General features: G+C 46.9%; 15 protein-coding genes and 1 tRNA gene. 3 read left to right on the top strand and 13 right to left on the bottom strand.

The features are described from left to right. Nucleotides 1-4: 4 nt before the first annotated feature. The 6 genes from tilS to HMPREF1222_RS00755 form a co-directional block, all read right to left on the bottom strand. The gene (tilS, locus tag HMPREF1222_RS00780) at nucleotides 5-1462 is read right to left on the bottom strand and encodes a tRNA lysidine(34) synthetase TilS (RefSeq protein WP_016517797.1); all 1458 of its coding nucleotides are present in this window, start codon (nucleotides 1460-1462) and stop codon (nucleotides 5-7) included. A gap of 90 nt (nucleotides 1463-1552) precedes the next feature. Continuing rightward, on the bottom strand, nucleotides 1553-2191 hold the full coding sequence (locus HMPREF1222_RS00775) for a 50S ribosomal protein L25 (protein ID WP_016517796.1): 639 nt from the start codon (nucleotides 2189-2191) through the stop codon (nucleotides 1553-1555). A gap of 134 nt (nucleotides 2192-2325) precedes the next feature. Beyond that, nucleotides 2326-2398, bottom strand: a tRNA-Gln gene (locus HMPREF1222_RS00770). 71 nt (nucleotides 2399-2469) lie between these two features. After that, on the bottom strand, nucleotides 2470-2730 hold the full coding sequence (gene spoVG, locus HMPREF1222_RS00765; RefSeq protein ID WP_006188180.1) for a septation regulator SpoVG: 261 nt from the start codon (nucleotides 2728-2730) through the stop codon (nucleotides 2470-2472). Nucleotides 2731-2777: 47 nt separating this feature from the next. Next, nucleotides 2778-3662 (bottom strand): 4-(cytidine 5'-diphospho)-2-C-methyl-D-erythritol kinase, encoded by an 885-nt coding sequence (gene ispE / locus HMPREF1222_RS00760; protein WP_016517795.1) that lies wholly within the window; start codon nucleotides 3660-3662, stop codon nucleotides 2778-2780. A gap of 93 nt (nucleotides 3663-3755) precedes the next feature. Next, a complete protein-coding gene (locus tag HMPREF1222_RS00755; protein ID WP_016517794.1) occupies nucleotides 3756-4157 on the bottom strand; it encodes an HIT family protein in 402 nt (133 codons plus the stop codon). 407 nt (nucleotides 4158-4564) lie between these two features. Here HMPREF1222_RS00755 and HMPREF1222_RS00750 point away from each other — a divergent pair, with 407 nt between their 5' ends. Then, nucleotides 4565-6649: a methyl-accepting chemotaxis protein gene (locus HMPREF1222_RS00750; RefSeq protein WP_016517793.1), complete on the top strand. Its 2085-nt coding sequence runs from the start codon at nucleotides 4565-4567 to the stop codon at nucleotides 6647-6649. Nucleotides 6650-7083: 434 nt separating this feature from the next. Here the strand turns inward: HMPREF1222_RS00750 and HMPREF1222_RS13225 are convergent, their stop codons facing one another. Genes HMPREF1222_RS13225 through glsA form a run of 3 tightly spaced genes read right to left on the bottom strand, consistent with a single transcriptional unit; the run spans nucleotide 7084 to nucleotide 9409 of the window. Next, nucleotides 7084-7236, bottom strand: coding sequence for an alanine:cation symporter family protein (locus HMPREF1222_RS13225; RefSeq protein WP_280451483.1), 153 nt, complete (start codon nucleotides 7234-7236; stop codon nucleotides 7084-7086). Nucleotides 7237-7244: 8 nt separating this feature from the next. Beyond that, nucleotides 7245-8423 (bottom strand): alanine/glycine:cation symporter family protein, encoded by a 1179-nt coding sequence (locus tag HMPREF1222_RS00745; protein WP_016517791.1) that lies wholly within the window; start codon nucleotides 8421-8423, stop codon nucleotides 7245-7247. A 56-nt stretch (nucleotides 8424-8479) separates the two neighbouring features. Beyond that, nucleotides 8480-9409 carry a glutaminase A gene (gene glsA, locus HMPREF1222_RS00740; RefSeq protein ID WP_016517790.1) on the bottom strand — a complete coding sequence of 310 codons (930 nt, stop codon included), beginning with the start codon at nucleotides 9407-9409 and terminating at the stop codon, nucleotides 8480-8482. A 348-nt stretch (nucleotides 9410-9757) separates the two neighbouring features. Here glsA and HMPREF1222_RS00735 point away from each other — a divergent pair, with 348 nt between their 5' ends. Continuing rightward, nucleotides 9758-12307 (top strand): ribonucleoside-diphosphate reductase subunit alpha, encoded by a 2550-nt coding sequence (locus HMPREF1222_RS00735; protein WP_038076377.1) that lies wholly within the window; start codon nucleotides 9758-9760, stop codon nucleotides 12305-12307. A gap of 68 nt (nucleotides 12308-12375) precedes the next feature. Here the strand turns inward: HMPREF1222_RS00735 and HMPREF1222_RS00730 are convergent, their stop codons facing one another. From HMPREF1222_RS00730 to HMPREF1222_RS00720, 3 genes are all read right to left on the bottom strand, one after another. After that, nucleotides 12376-14433 (bottom strand): hypothetical protein, encoded by a 2058-nt coding sequence (locus HMPREF1222_RS00730; protein ID WP_016517788.1) that lies wholly within the window; start codon nucleotides 14431-14433, stop codon nucleotides 12376-12378. A 67-nt stretch (nucleotides 14434-14500) separates the two neighbouring features. After that, complete coding sequence (locus tag HMPREF1222_RS00725) at nucleotides 14501-15172, bottom strand: tetratricopeptide repeat protein (RefSeq protein ID WP_016517787.1); 672 nt, start codon at nucleotides 15170-15172, stop codon at nucleotides 14501-14503. Nucleotides 15173-15184: 12 nt separating this feature from the next. Continuing rightward, entirely contained in the window at nucleotides 15185-16339 is a 1155-nt protein-coding gene (locus tag HMPREF1222_RS00720; protein ID WP_006188186.1) for a galactokinase, read from the bottom strand. Between the two features lie 63 nt (nucleotides 16340-16402). Here HMPREF1222_RS00720 and lnt point away from each other — a divergent pair, with 63 nt between their 5' ends. Beyond that, a complete protein-coding gene (lnt, locus tag HMPREF1222_RS00715; RefSeq protein WP_016517786.1) occupies nucleotides 16403-18007 on the top strand; it encodes an apolipoprotein N-acyltransferase in 1605 nt (534 codons plus the stop codon). On the opposite strand, the gene HMPREF1222_RS00710 is transcribed toward lnt, so the two are convergent. Then, on the bottom strand, nucleotides 18008-19006 hold the full coding sequence (locus HMPREF1222_RS00710) for a glycosyltransferase family 2 protein (RefSeq protein WP_038076374.1): 999 nt from the start codon (nucleotides 19004-19006) through the stop codon (nucleotides 18008-18010). Nucleotides 19007-19009 lie beyond the last annotated feature (3 nt).

Raw genomic sequence — 19009 nt, 5'->3', positions numbered from 1 at the left:
TCTATTATTCCTCCACAAACCAGTTCTTATATCCAAGCATACTGCCGTACAAAGCGCGGATACGCGTACATTTTTGTATACAGCTATCCTCTATGATAATCGGCAAAAGTTCGCGGGCAAGTGAATCAACATGCCATTCATTCAAAATTTTTTTTACTTCTTTTAATTTCCCGGAGCTCATTTGAATCCGGTCGCCGGCGCGCCTTGAGCGTATCGAAAGAGGCAGTGTAAGCGGGCCGATCCCCTGACTTTTATCTTCGCTATCCCGAATAAAAATCCCTTCGGCTATTTTATAAACTTCCAGCTGTCCAAGAGGATACACATATAGGCCGCATTTCGTAATAGTAAGAGAATACGATTTTTGATTGTAAAGCTTCATGTATGCCGTATTGTCAAAAAGAAGGAGGCGTCCGCCGCGACGCTCCAACCGGAGAATACCGGCTGCCGAAATCCTTGCATGACTACTCGCTTGCTTTTCCATAATATCTAATGGTTTTGTCGATACTGGCGGCGTTTCCGATGGCTCTACCGGCAGTTCAGACGAAAGTCGAAGCAGTATCCCTAACGGAACCCGTTCCCCGATACCAAGCCGCCGGCATCCTTGTTCAAGCAGCCTAAGCCGCAGCGCAGGCGGCAGCAAATCAAAAAAAGCAGCCTCGATTGCGATTGCACCGTGCCTGCACGCAGTCCAATCCGCTGCGCCGGTAAAGTTGGTCTGTGCGGAGACCAGCGCGTTTTCACAGAACGAGCGATCTAACGCAATCCGCTGCAAAGTTTTATCCAGTCCGGCGCGCCATCCGCCGAAGGCTTGGGACAATGCCGGCAGCAGATAATGCCTAATCCGGTTGCGCAGATACGTATTCCCCGCATTCGTTGCATCTTCGCGCCACACAATCCCCTGCTGCCGCAAAAATTCTTCTATACTGTTCCGCTCTACCGTAATAAGCGGCCGCAAATATCGCCCCCGCCGCACCGGCATTATCGATAAGCTCGCCGTGCCGCCGCCTTGGAAAAGCCGCATCAGCACCGTTTCATATACATCGCTTAGGTTATGTGCCGTAACAATAAAATCGGCGCTTACGGAATCGGCTGTTTTTTCAAAAAGGCAATACCGGAGCGTACGCGCGGCATCTTCGGTTCCCCGCCCGCGTTCCTTTGCATAGCGGGCAACTTCTCCCGCGGGAATTTCTTCAATAATATAAGGAATAGCCGGTTCAAAACCGCTGCACAAACCGGCGACAAAAGCAGAATCGTCCGCGCTTTCTTCCGCACTGCGGATATTATGGTTAACGGTAACAACGGATAACCGGCATGAAAGAACCGGCTGCAGCTGCCGAAAGGCCAGCAGTAATGCTGTAGAATCCGCACCGCCGGAGCATGCAAGCAAAAAATGACAAGAGGAATTCCCTACGATGGGTTTAAGGTTGTGAAATACGGCATCGACAAGCGGATGGGTAGGCATACACCGAGGAGAATAAAAGGTTTATGGGAAAAAGACAAGAGCTGAAAATAAAAAAAGTGCAGGTATAAAACCTGCACTCCGATAAAACGGCTACGCTTTTGCTTCCGGAGCGGCGGCATCCGCAGGTGCGGCAGCATCTGCAGGAGCAGCTTCCTCCGTTGCGGCAGGAGCTTCTTCTTTCACAAATTTAACCATTGCAACTGCGAGGTCGGCATCCGTTAAAATCTTAACACCTTCGGGAACTTTAATATCCCGCACGTGAATAGCTTCGTTAGCACCGAGCGTTTCGACATTAACTATAATACGCTCAGGCAAGTTGCGCGGTAAACATTCAACCTCAAGTTCTGCAATACCAGTTTCCAAAATAGCGCCTTGGCGGCAAGCTTCAGGAGAACCGGAAAGCCGAATCTGGATTTTAGTCCGCAACAGCTGACCGCGTTCAACGGCATAGAAATCTGCATGGGAAACTTTATCGGTCACTATATCATATTGATAATCTTTAATAAAAACTTCGTACTCGTCTTTTTCATCCACCTTAACGGTGATAAGGGTACTCTCGGTAACTGTTTTGAATAATTTTTCAAAATCGCGATAGGGAACATCAATAGCCGTTGAATGACCGGCATGATCATACATAACTGCAGGCAAACGATCAGCTCTGCGGCACTTTGCAGCAGCGGCTTTTCCAAAACCTGTACGGCGGCAGGCAGTCAAAACTCTCTCTTCCATAATCAGGAACTCCTTTGCACATAAAGCAAACAAGAGGCTCCTTCCTTCTGAAAAGCCCCTTTTTTATATTTACATTCATACAAAAGTCAACACAGGCTCTTATTCAATTGAATAAGAGCCGCATCTTCTTCAGACTGGGACGGTAGGATTCGAACCTACGGAATGACGGCACCAAAAGCCGTTGGCTTACCACTTGCCGACGTCCCATTATAAAAAACCGTGCGAAAAAACACACGGTATTTTCTACACCTCTACAAACCGGCCTGCACAAATCGGTTCTAGCTTTCAGCACAAGCCTCGTATGCGGAAAGTATTTTTTCTTGCAACACCGATCGGAACTCAGGCGTTATCGGATGGGCAATATCCTTATACGTGCCGGTCTTAGTTCTGCGGCTCGGCATCGCAACAAAAACGCCCTTTTCCCCTTCAATAAGCTTCACATTATGCAATACGAAGCATTCGTCAAAGGTAACGGTTGCGTAAGCCTTCAATTTGCCTTCAGCTACGGTTTTCCGGATTTGGACATCAGTGATCGTCATACCATGCCCCTCCTTACGGTAAATCCATTATACACCGCAAAGTTTTATTAAGCAAGTAAGAGAAACGGTTTACACCAGCTCCATCTTTTTGCCAAAACTTGGAAAGCTGACGTCATAAGGCGTTCAGACCTAAACAACCCGAAAACAGCCGATCCGGAACCGCTCATTTGCGCAAATTCCGCACCCTGTTCATAAAAATCGGTACACACCCGGCTGATAACAGGATAACGCTGTTCAAGCATCGGTTGAAAATCATTAACGAACTGCCATGCTTTAAACGGAGCATGATACTGTTCGCTTAGTTTTTCATATCCCCATGCGTCAGGCTCATCAAAAGGCTCTTTCTTTTGGTCGTCCAGCAACAGATACGCTTCTTTTGTTGAACTCTGTACATCCGGCCAAATCAGTATACCGAAACAATCGGTACGGGCTTGCAGCGGCTTAAAAACCTCACCCCGCCCTGTAACAACACCTGCATTACCGCTAAGAAAGAACGGTACGTCGCTTCCAACCTGCAAAGCAAGTTCTGTCAGTTCGGCATTGCTCAAAGGCATTGCAAAAAGCTCATTTACAGCCTTCAGCAAAGCGGCTGCATCGGAAGACCCTGCTCCCAAACCGCTTCCCGCAGGAAGATTTTTTATCAGCCGTACTGCTATACCGGTGTCAATACCTGTTGCGCCGCTAAACACCGTCCACGCTTTCGTCAGTGTGTTTTCAGCCGGTAACGGCAACAAAGGAGATTCAACCGTACAACCGTGCAAATCGTTTGATCTTGTTATGGAAAGATAATCTGCTATCGAAATACGCTGAAAAATACTTTCTAGGTTATGAAACCCGTCTTCTCTTTTTGCCAGAACCTTTAGATGAATATTAATCTTTGCATAAGCACAAAGACTAACTGCATCGGCACTCATGCTTGAAGTATTATTCATATAATCCGACTTTTGTCAATATGGCGGATTCTCTTCACATCTATAAAAAGTTGATCAAATTTTCAGCACTACCTTTTTTTTCAGCACGTACCCTTACATTTTAAGTTTTTTGTAGATGTCTTCTATCGGGTGTACCGCTCCGCCGAACCTTGGGAAACCCGGTATGGCATCGCCGGATTTTCTCGGAATCAAATGTATATGGAGATGAAAAACCGTTTGCCCCGCACATTGGTTATTTGCATTCAGTATATTGATGCCTTCATACCCGCAGTTGTCTACACAATGCTTTGCTACCTTTTTCACCGTATCCATTACATGATGGAACGTTTTTCCGTCGGCATCCAAGATATTCGTAACATGCTTTTTAGGCACAACGAGTATATGCCCGTCGACATCCTTTGCAATATCCATAAAGACAATCGTGTGCTCATCTTCATAGACTTTCATGCACGGAATTTCACCCTTAATAATTTTACAAAAAATACAGTTGTCCATCGTTATCTCCTTTATAGCTATTGTAAAAGGAAACACTGTTACCGTCAATCGATCAGCGTCCACGTCTAAAACACACCGGACCAGGGCTCCAGCATGAAAAAAGGATCTGAGCTCTAAAATTATCGTCGTAGATGCAAGCGCGCTTGCCCATACTCAGTGTATCCATTTTAGAAAGCATCTTAATTCTGTTGTAAACAATTCTTCTGATAATATTCGCCTTTCTATTCTCCCATGTCCTTTATCAAAGGTCGTATAGACGCTCCGAGTCGCTGGTGCAGGACTAAGAAAGAAGTCCTTTACCTCCTGCTCCATAAGCGGATGATTTCCTTTAAGAGCCAGAATATAATCATTATCTTTTGCAATGTACTATTGACAATCACCCCCTTATAGAGATAATAATATCTAATATGAAAAACAGTTATTCGTCTCTTTCCATAAGAGCACAATTATTAATTATGTTGACCATCCCCTTTGCAATCATTGTGTTTTTGCTGTCGTTGGTATGGTTTGTCCAAGCAAAACGGATAATCACCGTAAATGCACAGGAAACGCTTGTCGCGGAGAAAAATTACTACTTATCGCTTCTTAATACGTTCGTAACGGAGCGGGCAAGGATATTGGAAACAACCGCCCGTGAAGTTGAACGGCATCTCGACGATCCTCAGGCGATGTATGACGTGGCCTCAAACATTGATAAAAATTTTCATGAAAATTTATTCGATATATACGCCGGACTTGAAAACGGTGTATATATCGACTCATCCGACTGGCAGCCTCCCGCAGATTTTATTCCCAAAAGACGGCCATGGTATACAGTTGCGATACGAAATAACAAAACCTCATTTACCGATGTTTATATGGACAGCGTGCGGAATATTCCGATGATTACCATGAGTACTCCGCTTATCAAAGACGGCGCTACGGTCGGTGTTCTTGCAACGAATATTAAGATTGATAAACTGCAATCGCTGCTGATGGAGCATGATAGCGGCGGAAAAAATACCGTATTCATCGTCGATCACACGGGACATTTCGTCGTACACCCCGAATATTCGTTTAATGACACGGTCGATAGTATTACCGATAAAAGGTATAAGGCTTTTCTCGGCAATATGCAAAACGATACCGATAAGCTCCTGAGAATTAATGTCGGCAAGGATTATTATCTTTCCATTCCGCACTATGATACTATGACCGGCTGGATATTCTGTATCGGTGTATCGGAACAAAGTATTTTCTCTGACATATATACCATGCGGTTCAAAGCATTTTTGTTCGGCGCGGTTGTCTTTTTGATATGCGCGATCGCTGTTTTCCTGTCGCTTTCGTATGTTACTTCTATGTTCAGACAGATAAACAACGCACTGAAAAACATAGCGGAAGGTGAAGGCGATTTAACCGTCAATTTATCCGTCCGTACCTCAAAAGAATTCAGCGCTATGTCATCGTATTTTAACCGGACAATAGAAAAGATAAGAACTTCTATCAGTATGGTAAAAGCAAACACGGATAGCATGAGACAGGTCGGCAGCGAGCTTGCCGGTAACGTAACCCAAACGGCAAGTGCAATCCATGAAATCAATGCAAATATCGTCGGCGTTAAACAGCAATCGTTAACGCAAAGTGCAAGCGTTACCGAAACCGCTGCAACCGTTGAAGAAATCGTTAAAACAATCAAGCAGCTCAATGGCAGTATTGAAGCGCAAGCAGGAAGCGTCGCTCAATCTACCGCTTCGATAGAACAGATGGTCGCAAATATTGCTTCTATAACACAGATGTTAAATAAAACTTCCGATTCCATCAAAGACCTTGTAATAGCTACAAACGCCGGTAAAGAAACCATCGTAACGTCGAACGGCGTAACACAAAAACTTGCCGAAGAATCAGGTTCGTTAATGGAGGCGTCTAGCGTTATTCAGCACATTGCCTCACAAACGAATTTACTTGCAATGAATGCGGCTATCGAGGCAGCCCATGCAGGAGAGGCGGGGAAAGGCTTCGCCGTCGTTGCCGATGAAATCAGAAAACTTGCTGAAGAATCTTCGGTTCAAGGAAAAACAATAACGGCAACGCTTAAAATGTTAAGCGGCGAAATTGAAACGCTTTCGGACTCTTCTAAAACGGTTGAGGACAAATTCAATGCTATTTTCAATTTGGCGGACCAGGTAAAGGACATGAGTAACCGGCTTACCGAAGCAATGCGAGAACAGGAAAAGGGCAGTAAAGAAGTGCTGACTGCCATCAAAAATATCAATATGGTTACAATGGAAGTACAGGCCGGTTCCGAAGAAATGCTCAAAGGCGGAGAAAGCGTTACGCGAGAAATGCACAAACTCGACAACTTAACGCATATTATTACGGACAGTATGAACGAGATGGCTTCCGGCGCGGAGCAAATCAATAGAGCCGTCCATGAAGTGGATGAAATCAGCCAGAAAAATAAGAAAAGCATTATGACGCTGGCTCAAGAGATTTCCAAATTCAAAGTTTAAAACCAAGTAGGGGATATTTTTCTTTTTTTCCGATAAAAAGAAAAATATCCCCTACGACCCCTAAAAAGAAAAATGACGGGTAAAGAGGGAGAACCCTCTTTACAATCTCCCCTTTAGAACGGGGCTGTCCAAAAACTTCAGTTTTTGGACAGTTTCCTTAGATTTAGATGCGATGTTTAAAATTAAGTCATTACTGTATAAAGACTTAATTTTAAACTCGCGGGGATGTCGAAAAAGTAACCAACTTTTGAGACATCCCCAGGATGTTAATCAGTAGCGATGTTTTACCACACGCCGTAAATAATCGCTATACGGCTTTTTCGAAAGAATTAGCAAATCCCTCAACACAGAACATTAGAAAATGCAGTTCTCATAAAACGGACGCCTAAAAATTTCTTATCTTTAGACGTCCGTATCCATAATTAAAAAAAGTTTTAATTCCAGAAATCCAGTTTTTCCTGCATACCGATGTCGGCTGCATGGAATACCGGGTCTTTTCCTTCTTTGCGCTGTTTTTCGTAATCCTTCAAAGCCTTCAGTGCGGTCTTTCCTAAAAGGAAGATTGCCGGTAAGTTAATCAAGGCCATAATGCCCATCAACAAAACACCAGCATAAAGGTTTTGCCGGGAACCTTCCCGTAAATGTACGCGAGGTTATCATCAACATAGTACAAGTTTCCGAGCAGGGTGGTAAAAGCAAATAATATCAGCGAGAACGTGATAAAATGGTTTCCGAAATTGCCCATCAGCGAGGACAAGGCAGCCTGCACATACGGCGCACCGGTTAAGGATTCTGACGGCTCTATACCGGCGCTAAAGCACATAAAGGCAGTAGCGCTACATATAATAAGCGTGTCGAGGAATACCGAAAGCATCTGTACCAGCCCCTGCTTAACGGGATGACTGATAAGAGCCGTAGCTGCAGCATTCGGCGCCGAACCGATACCGGCCTCGTTGGAATAAAGCCCGCGCTTAATACCGTACATCATACAAGAACCGGCAACACCGCCGAAGATCGCTTTAAAATCGAATGCATCGGCAAAAATACGTGCGAAAACCGCCGGCATTGCAGAAATATGCATGATGACTATCACGAGTGAAACAACAACGTAAATTGCGCCCATGATGGGAACTAAAATTGATGTTACCTTCAAGATGCGCTTTCCGCCGCCGAACAAGCAATAACCGGTCATCACTGCCAATATGGCGCCGATAATCCAGGGTGTTACTTTCGGGTCATAAAAACTGTAGACGGTAAAGCTGGTTTGTAAATTGAACGCGGCAAGCATATTAAAGCCGATTGCATACGTAAGAATAAGGCTGATCGCAAAAATAATGCCGAGAATTCTGCTCTTTAATGCTGTTTCGATATAATACGCAGGACCTCCGTAGCAGCCGCCGTTTTCATCCCGTCGCTTGTAAATTTGCGCAAGTGTCGATTCGATAAATGCAGACGAACCGCCGATAATCGCGACAATCCACATCCAAAACACCGCGCCGTAACCGCCTAAGCAAATAGCACTTGCAACACCGACAATATTGCCGGTACCGACTCTTGATGCGGTTGTTACCATCAAGGTCTGAAACGACGATACGTCCCCTTCCTTCATCGGTTTTTCGACGGTAACTCTAAACGCTTCTCCGAGTAACCGTACCTGTAAGAATCCCGAACGGACAGTAAAATAGATCCCTACACCCAGCAGCAAAATAATCAAGATGGGGTAGTAGAGCCAACTGTTGATTGGCGCAATAATGGCGCCTAACATTTCCAACATACTTTTTCCTCCTAAAAATAACGATGTATCGTATGTTTATCGGTATATTTTTACCTTTAATAAATATTTAAGTTGAGTTCCCGTGCAATAAGCTCAAGTATCCGTGTTCCTACATAGGAGTTTCCATGAGAATCCAGGCCTGGACAGAAAACGCCGATGCCGTATCCCGCTCGTGACGCAGTAACGATACCCCCGCCCACTCCGCTTTTTGCCGGTAATCCTATCCTGATGGCAAATTCTCCGGAATAATCGTAGGTGCCGCAAGTCGCCATAATCGTCCGTAATATCCGAGCATGAGCCCCACTTAAACATTGCTTATTGTCTCCGTCTTTACCATCCCTCGACAACACAAATCCCAATTGAGCCAAATCCCGCACATCAACCAAAATGGAACAACTTTTAAAATATACGTTTAGCAGGTCTTCTACATTAACTGTTGCAGGGATGATTTTTCCGTTTAACAACATATAGGTCAGCGCCCTATTCGCAAAAGCAGAGGAGCTTTCCGAATTGAAAATACTTCTGCTGTAATCGATCTTATCGTTTCCGACTATTTCGCGTGTCCGGTTAAGAATCATCTCGAACGTATTATTACCGTATTTTTCATACAATAACGAGGTTCCGACGATGGCGCCGGCATTGATAAACGGATTAACCGGAATATTCTTATCGCTTAACTCAAGCGCGATGATGCTGTTAAACGGCTTTGCGGACGGTTTTACGCCGATAAACTTTTGAATATAATCAAAATCATAGTGCTCAAGTACACAGAGGTAAATAATAATTTTGACAATACTTTGAATGCTGAACTTGTGTCGTGAAGAGCCCGTCTCATATAACGAGCCGTCCGTATCGATAAGCGCAGCGCCAACCTTTGTTTTATCTTCCTTCGCAAGTTCGGGGATGTAGTTTGCAACTACCCCGTTATCAACATATTGCACCCCATATTCATATGCACGTTGTAAAACATCCCGTATTTCCACCATAACACTCCTTACATCGTTACGCACAGCCGGTTTTTTACCTCAATGTTTATCCCAAATCCCTTAAGGTTATTTATTATGGTGATTATTGTACAACGAAACAATCGATAATGCAACAATAAATTTTTATTGATTTATATGTCTGTCAGTTGCTAAAAATTTTCTTTAATATAGAATAGGCCTCTTTAGCGGTTATTCTAATTCCATTCTAATATAGACATTATAAATTGAATCGTAAGAGATACGCATACCGTATCTCTTGATTTTAAGGCATGAGCGGAGTATTTGGAAATGGGCCTGTTGACGCCATGGCGCTTTCCCATTAGAATCAGCGCAATAAGGAAATTAGGAATGGATATTATTAAGCGAAACGGCGAGAGGGAAGCCTACAATGCCGAAAAAATTACGCTTGCGATGCAGGCGGCGTTTAACAGCGTAACCGGTACGGAAGCACAGCAGAAGGACGGCGATACCGGCGCGCTGTTACGGCAGATGACCGCAGAAATCGAAGCCGATATATATGGACTGAGCAAAAACGGCAGCCCTGTGCAGGTTGAGACCATCCAAGATTTGGTAGAAAAGACGCTGATCGAGCATAACCGCTATGCCGAGGTGAAAAATTTTATTTTGTACCGTGTTGAACAGACAAAAAAGCGGGATGCGCGGCGTGCTATTGCCGCTCACTTTACTCTGATTGATATTCTGCCGGTGCTGACCCGCATTCAGCAGGATTTCCCGGATGATCAATACAGCCTCACGCTTCTCTTCCATAAGTTTGAATCTTTTCGGAAACCTGATATGACCGAGGCGGAACTGCTAACCTTGCTGATCAAGGCCGCCGTTGAATTGACCGCGCAGGAAGCTCCCCGCTGGGAATTTATCGCCGCCCGTTTTTTGATGCTCGACTTTTCCGGTAAACTTAAAACCGAACTTGAAAAGCGGAATATCCGATCATTCTATGACAAGTTAACCTATTTGGAAGAAAAAGGACTCTACGGCGCCTATATCCGCGCAGGTTATTCAAAAGAAGAACTGGAACAGGCTTACGCCTATATCGATAATAGCAAAAACGACCTTTTTACCTACAGCGGTTTGGATTTGCTGCTGCGCCGGTATGTTATTTCCACACGGGGACATATTCCGCTTGAAACGCCGCAGGAGATGTTTTTAGGAATCGCGCTGCACCTTGCCTTGCATGAGCAAAAAGACCGGATGGAATGGGTACGCCGCTTTTACCTCATGCTGAGCAGTTTACAGGTTACGATGGCGACGCCAACCCTGTCCAATGCCCGTAAACCTTACCATCAGCTTTCATCCTGTTTTATCGACACCGTTCCCGACTCTTTGGACGGCATCTACCGCAGCATCGACAACTTTGCAAAGATTTCCAAATTCGGCGGCGGTATGGGGCTGTACTTCGGCAAGGTGCGGGCAGTCGGCGCGCCCATCCGCGGCTTCCAAGGGGCGGCAGGAGGTGTAATCCGCTGGATTAAACTTGCCAACGATACAGCTGTCGCCGTCGATCAGCTCGGGGTGCGGCAGGGTTCGGTCGCGGTGTACTTGGATGTGTGGCACAAGGATGTGCCTGAGTTCTTACAGCTCCGCACCAATAACGGCGACGACCGCATGAAGGCGCACGATGTGTTCCCGGCGGTATGCTGTCCCGATTTGTTTTGGCGCACTGTCGATGAGGATATCGGCGCTTCGTGGTATCTGATGTGCCCGCACGAAATCCTTACCGTAAAAGGTTATGCCCTCGAAGACTTCTACGGAGAAGAATGGGAAAAACGCTACAAGGATTGCATCAACGATAACCGCATTTCAAAACGGGAAATTCCCGTCAAGGAGCTGGTACGTCTCATCCTTAAATCCGCCGTAGAAACAGGTACGCCGTTTATCTTTAACCGCGACCATGCAAACCGCGCCAACCCGAACGGGCACAAAGGCATGATTTACAGTTCCAATCTCTGTACCGAAATCGCGCAAAACATGAGCCCGATCCACGCGGTCAACACGGAAATTCAAACGCAGGATGGAGAAACCGTCGTCGTAACCGTTACAAAACCCGGCGACTTCGTTGTGTGTAACCTTGCGTCTCTTGTGCTCGGCAATATCGACACCGATAACGATGCCGAACTGGAAGGCATCATTGAAGCGGCGGTACGCGCCTTGGATAATGTCATCGATCTTAACTTTTATCCCGTGCCGTATGCAAAGATCACCAACGAACAGTACCGCGCTATCGGCTTAGGCGTGTCCGGCTATCATCATCTGCTCGCAAAAAAACACATTGCGTGGGAAAGCGATGCGCACCTCAAACTTGCTGACGAGCTCTTTGAAAAAATTAACTACTATACAGTGCAGGCAAGTACGCGGATTGCACAAGAGAAAGGCGCGTATCGACTTTTTGAAGGCAGCGATTGGCAAACCGGCGCGTATTTTGAAAAACGCCGCTATCATTCGGAGCAGTGGAATGCGCTGCGGGAAGAAGTCGCCCGGCACGGCATACGGAACGGCTACCTGTTAGCGGTTGCTCCGACCAGTTCCACCTCCATCGTCGCAGGCACCACCGCCGGCATCGATCCCATTATGAAGCGGTACTTTTTGGAAGAAAAGAAAGGCTCGCTCGTCCCCCGCGTCGCCCCTGCTCTTTCGCTCGACACGTATTGGCTGTATAAAAACGCCCACACGATAGATCAGCTCTGGAGCATCCGCGCCTGCGGGCTCCGGCAGCGCCATATTGATCAGGGGCAGTCCATGAATTTCTATATTACCAATGACTACAGCTTCCGGCAGGTACTCAATCTCTATGTTGAAGCATGGAAAAACGGCATAAAATCCGTCTACTATGTCCGGAGCCGTTCGTTGGAAGTTGAAGAGTGCGAAAGCTGCAGCTCGTAGTTTATTCGGTTATAACGGCGTACCGTTTAGTAAAACCCAAAAAGTACGCCGAATATTTACAATCGGTTTTATTCCAACGGAGCAAAATAGCCGGTCTCATCTCTGCCTGAACGGGTTAAAAGGCGTACTTCAACTTCAACCGGTAAATAGGCACGGCCGAAGTCAGTGGGCAATGTAGACGTATAACTCAGCTGATATGAGCCTATCGGCTTTTCGATTAAATCTTCGATAATCGGTGAAAGCCCCTTTTCTGCATAGATGTACGTACTTTCGCCGCCGGTTTTTACGCAAAGATATGCAAGCTCCGCGGGTAATGTCCGCGGTCTTAGATTAACCGCATAAAAACGGATGCCGTTGTTAGTCATATACGCGGCGAGATCGTTTAAGCTGTACTGCTTAAAGCTGTCGGATCCGATATCTTCAAACGATAAAAATACGATAGCACGTTTTGGCGCGGCATTAATCAGCTCTCCGGTCGCAAGCCGAAGTGCAAGATCGCAATTCCATACCGGCGACCATGCCGCCTTCAATTTAAGAGGCTGCGAAATGAGCGTTTCGGGGGAAAATTTTCCTTCCAGTACCGGAAGCTGAGACGCCGACACAATGGAAACCGTGCCCTTCCCCTGCATTGCCTCGGCAAATTCCCTTATGACCGTCCTAACCAGTTCAATTTCTTTTTCCGACTGAGGAGAGCGTTCGACCACAACGGCAATATCGCAGCCGGTATTAAGGTAGGCGGCGCCCTTTAAGGCAAAATCATTAACCTGCCGGTTCGATTCGGTGAGGAAAAAATTGTTTTCAGTTAAGCCGACCAACGGCTGCCCCATCCGGTTCTCTACGCGGACATCGACGGTAACCGTCGGGAACTTATCGGCATACACGCGGTCAAAGCGGACAAACAAGCCGCCGGCGAGTTCGTTGATATGAGAAAAAACCTGAATATTTCCGTTTTTATAATCTGCAAGCAAAAGGCTGCCGTTTGCATCGGGAATTGCCGCAGTGATACGGGCGGGCGCATTGCCCAAACTCGCAACAGTGTATAAGCTCGCCAAACCTATATCGACCAAGTATACCTTATTTGCGCAGGAAACCAGCAGGTTGTTTTTCCACACCCGCATCGACTCCGCCTGCACGATACTGCCGTCCGGCAGCAGCGTTCTGATATAGTTGCCCGCCGTGTCGAATACATAGATTGAACCCTTCACGGCATCCGCGACATAGACCAAATCGTCCAAGATGGCGATCCCTGCCGGAGCGGTAAAGCCCGGGAATATACCGCTTCGCTGCCCGAACGTAAAGAGACCTTCCCCGTCCGGAGAAAACACCACGACACGGGCATTGCCGAAATCCGTTACAAAAATATTCCCGTAAGAATCATGCGCTAAAAATTGAGGACCGATGCACTGCCCGTCGCCCCTTCCCCTCGTACCGAACGATTTAATAAATTTACCGTCCTTGGTAAGAAGCGAAAGCCTATCGGCGGCAAATTCGGAAATGAGCAAGTTTCCGTCTTTAAGCGGTAAAATATCGAACGGCCGGTCAAAACCCTGCAATGGGCCGCTCGTCCGGTCAAGAATAATTCCGTTAATATCGAAGTGAACCAATTCGTTAGAACCGTAGGCGACAACCCAAAAGCTGCCGTCTCCCATTGCAGCAACCGACAGCGGCTGCTTAAAAAAGACTTCCGTTCCTCGCTTGGATTCAAATACGGCGGTTTCCACATAGCGTACCGATTCCGCAAAATCGGGCTGAGAACCGCGCCGCTCTTTTACTACCTCTATTTTATTTTTTAACAGCTGTCCGCCGTATCCGGAAGCCGATGCCGCCGACCACTGCTCAAGTGCAGCGCCCTCTATACCGGAGCGGTAATAAGCTTGTCCGAGCCAGTCCAAGATGAGCGGGTCGCCGGGAATATGTGTTAAGGCTTTTTCAAACAGCAGAATAGCTTCGTTAAAGGTTCCGCGGTAATATGCCTGCACACCGCGGCGGAATTCTTCAAACCCGTGATCCCGATCGGCGGAGCTTAGACGGGGCTGCAGCGCATTGGTTTGTGCGGACAGCGCCGTACCGGCACACGCTATGAGCAACGCTAAACCGGCTGTTTGTAATAGTTTCTTTATGCACATAATACTTAATCCTTTCGGCAATTTTCTAAAAACCTAAAGTTTTCGGACAGTCTCAAAAAGACCTCTATCATCTATTCATCATAATATACTGCAGATGGCGTTTAATCGTTGCGTTATCGGGGAGCTGCGCATCCGCCCGTTGGATATATGATTGCGCTTCGGTATCAAAGCCCATCTTGTAATATGTCCACGCCAACGAATCCAAATAGGCGGGATTATCGGGCTGCGCATCAAGCGCTTTTTTACACAAGATTAAAGCGCGGGTTAAATCTTTTTCGGTATCGGCAAGAATATATCCTAACCCGTTAAGCGCCGTGGAATTATCGGGGTCAAGCTCAAGCGCTTTTTCATACAGACTGAGCGACTTATCAACTTTCTTCTGCTCGTATGCCAAATAGGCCATCGAGGTATGCACTTGCGGAGAATCGTACCCTGCGTCCAAAAGTTTGGAAAGTTCAAACTCCGCCAAACGGTTGCGTCCTGTTTTGGTATAAATAAAAGCCAAGATGAGCCGGCATTGATACACACGGGCAATATCGGTTCCTGCAGTGATAATTTGTTCCAAATAAACGAGCGCATCATCGTATTGCAGAAGGCTGGCATAACACAGACCGATATAATACGCTAAGTCGAAATTGAGTTCTGTATCTTTAGAAGAAATCTTCAAAAATGCGGCAAGGGCATCCTCGTATCGATTCTCCCGATAGAACTGTATACCTTCTTTAAGAACCGTATCCATTTAGTTTCTCCCCTATAGTATGCGTACGCCGCCGGAAGGCTTCACTTTATAATACAAAGGTTTAAATCCGAAAATACGTTCATAATCTCCCAGTTTTTCAATATACGTTTGAATATCGTTAGCCCGCAAAATACTGTATGTGCATCCGCCGAAGCCCCTTCCCGTGAGCCGGGAACACACGATATCGTTCGTATCGGGAGCCACAAATTCCATTGCCCGCTTAACCAGCCAATCCAATTCGGGACAGGAAATTTCAAAGCGGTCGCGCAGGTTTTCTTGGGAACGGGTTACAATGCGCGAAAAGACCACCCAATCGTTTTTCTTTAAAGCGTCGATCGCGTCATCGACACTGATGGATTCGCGGATAATATACAGCACCCGCCGGCGTACCGATTCAGGGATGGCAAGCTCTTCAAGATCGCTTTCGGCCAGCTTACTGAAATCCTTTGGAATATCAGGCATCTTCTTTACCCGCTCGTACGCTTCCATACATTCTTGGATTCGATGATTCAGCTCCTCGCGCGCCAACAAACGGGGTACCCGCGAATCCGTTAAAATAATCCGGTAGTTATTGATGGGAAAGGGATAAATATCGGCTGTCTTCCGCCGGTGATTTGTCCGCACGCAGTGCCCCGCCTTTGCATATAACGCACACAAAATATCCGCACGGTGAGGATAGGTTTTAAGGTGCTGTACGTTTGCATTTTCAAGAATATCTACAAGGTCGGCTTTGGTAAGTCTCGGTGCAAATACCTTCCTCAATGCCATTGCAGTAGCGACCTTAAGCGCATTCGGCGTACCGAGACCGGCATCGGCAGGAATTTCGGACAGGATGGTAAAATTGAGCCCCGTCATTTCAATCCCTTGATCCATAAAAGAAAGAATAACGGCCTTTATCGAATTAGCCCAACGGTCTTCTTTACGGTACCGCAAATTTACGGCTGCAACTTTTTTCCGCTCTTTAAGAGATAAAGAAAGGAACCGGTAATTAGAATCTTTTCTTTTTGAAACGCAAAGATAGAGATAATGATCGATTGCCATTGAGAGCGTATTGCCCTGCGCAAACCATGTATGCTCGCCTAAAAGGTGAAAGCGCCCGGGAACCGCAACGGTAACTTCAGGCTCATCTCCATATTCGTCTACATGAAACGGTAGAATCTTCTGCATACTTTCTATAATATCCCTTATATTGAAACAATTCAAGAAAAATGATTAAATTGCTTCAAAATTATGTCGGTTATTTCATCTTTTTTAGCGGTTTTATGCTCTGCGGTGCTGCTTTCTTTAGGGATACCGAATGAATACCTGCATTTCGGGTCGGCTTTTTTCGGCATTATAGCGCTCATACCATTGTATACGGCTTTTTGCAACAGTCCGACACGGAGACGTACTGCGCGGATGTTCGGCGCTATGATAGCCCTTACGCACCTGCTCTCCAGTTTTTGGCTGGCATATTTTGAAAACTTTGCTGTTTTTACACTCGGTGCTTCTACCGTCGCCTATTTTTTTCTCGGCTTCCTTTTCGGAAACTGGTTTTACTATGCAATGAAAATACCCCTTAGCCTGCGTCCGTTCGCCTTTGCCGGTTTATGGACGCTGTGGGAATGGTTTAAGGGAAGCGGCTTTGTCGCCTACCCGTGGGGAAGTATTTCGATGACTGCGTTGCCGCTGCGTCCGCTCATTCAAATAGCGGACATTACCGGCGTATGGGGGATAACCGCGCTAATGGCGCTTATTTCGGCGCTGCTGGCAGAAATAGTCCGCGCAGCTATGGGAGTAACCGCCGGCTTTTCCAAACGGCATGGAAGACCGCTTGTCCGGCCGCTGGTATTTACCGCCGCATTGCTGCTGCTGGTTAACGGATACGGACTTTTCCGTATGCACGAAAAAAAGACGCCGCAGCAAATTCTTACGCTCGTATTGGTACAGCAAAATACCGACCCGTGGGTTTCCGGCCTCGATTTATTTTTTGACAATCTACATAACAACCAAGAGCTTACCGAAAAGGCGGTTAACGAATCGCCGGTGCGGCCGGATCTTATCGTATGGAACGAAAGCAGCCTCGCGTATGGGTATGATCAATTTCAAGATTACTACCGGCGGCTTCCCGTTGATGAATCCTTCACCGATTTTTTGCAACGGATGAATATTCCGATTTTAACGGGCTCTCCCCTTTTGCAGGATGCCGAAAGAGGAAAATACTCAAATTCCGTCTACCTTATCGCACCGGACGGAACAGTACTCGACACTTATGCAAAAATACAGCTGATCTGCTTTGCGGAATACATCCCCTTCACCGATCATCCGCTTGTACAGCGTTTCTTTGATTCATTAGTCGGTTTTTCGTCGGGCTGGATGCCGGGAAAAGAATACAAAACAATGAAGCTCCCAACACAGAACGGAAACATCATCCGGTTCGCCGCCCCCATCTGCTTTGAAGATGCTTTTCCGACACTCTGCGCCGATTTGCATAATCAGAACAGCAATATCTTAATTAATCTGACCAATGATTCATGGTCAAAAACGGCGAGTGCGGAATATCAGCATTTTGCCGTTGCCTATTTCCGTGCCATAGAACTACGGACACCGCTTGTCCGCTCTACCAACGGGGGCTATACGTGCGTTGTCGATCCCGTCGGAAACATTACCGCAAGTCTTCCGCTCTTTACCTCAGATGCGCTGAGCGTCTCGGTGCCGATCTACCCGTACCGGCGGACATTTTACGCACAGCTGAAAGACTGGCTGCCGGCGCTCTTTCTTGTGATTGCGCTTATTGCCGCCGCCGCATACCGGTTAAGCCCTGCGTTTTTACCTAAGTTTGAAGCGGATTCATAATTATGAATTATGAATTGATCTCCCCCACCATTCATCCAGCAGAGCCCGTGCTTCTGCCTGTAATGAGGGAACCACGCAGGCTTCCAGCTGTTTGAGGTTATCGGCACGGTATATGCGCCCTAATGCCTGTACCGCTTCGCGTATACGGCTGTCCGGAATAGGGTGTTCATCTAGATAAGAAAGGATAATAGTAAAAACCGAGGAGGTGGAACACACTTTTTGCCATTCGGCAAGATCGGTGATTTCTTTGCGGGACGTTACACCGGTGTTGATGCGGTAGTTGTAGACGGTGTCGTTAATTCCGAGATAGGTTCCGGCGTGTAAGGCGATAAAAAAGTATGTAAGGACGTCCTCCGCCATCGTGCAGTAGGTAAAGGGGATTTCTGCGTAGGCTTTTTGGATAAGCGCTGTTTTAAAGAGCTTGCCCCACAAAAAGTCCGCATAGCGCTGTTCCAGCAAAAACCCGCGCATAATTGCATCGCCGGTAAGCGTTCCCGTGTATACGTTTTGCGCTTTCCGCGTAAAGGAAGCGATGCGCGCTTCGGGTTCCCCTTCCGTACCGAATACCGCAGCTTTCCCGTGCACAATGTCCGCGCCGGACGCACAGGCGGCATCGTACAGGATGCGGAGTGCACCGGAAGGGAGCTCATCGTCTGAGTCTGCAAAGGCGAGGTATGCCCCCGCTGCCGCATTCACCGCTGTACGACGCGCTTCGACAAGCCCGAGGTTTTTGCCGTGTTCCAAAAACACGAGCGGCAGCCCCTGCATTTTAAACTGCTTGGCGTACGTTTTTATGATACGCCCAAGTTCCTTCGTGCCGGGGCTGCCGTCGTTTACAATGATAGTTTCAAAAAGCGGAGCATCCGCCTGCCGTAGCACGGTGTCTAAAAACCGCCCAATCAGCCCCTCCGTCCCGTACACCGGAACACAGAGGCTGACAAGCGGTTTTTGCTGTGCGGCACGCCGAAAGGGTGCTGTGCAGTGCCCGAGAAAACTCATCGG

This window comes from Treponema vincentii F0403, assembly GCF_000412995.1.
In the GTDB taxonomy this organism is placed as follows: Bacteria; Spirochaetota; Spirochaetia; order Treponematales; family Treponemataceae; genus Treponema; species Treponema vincentii.
This window is presented reverse-complemented; position numbering and strand designations above follow the sequence as displayed.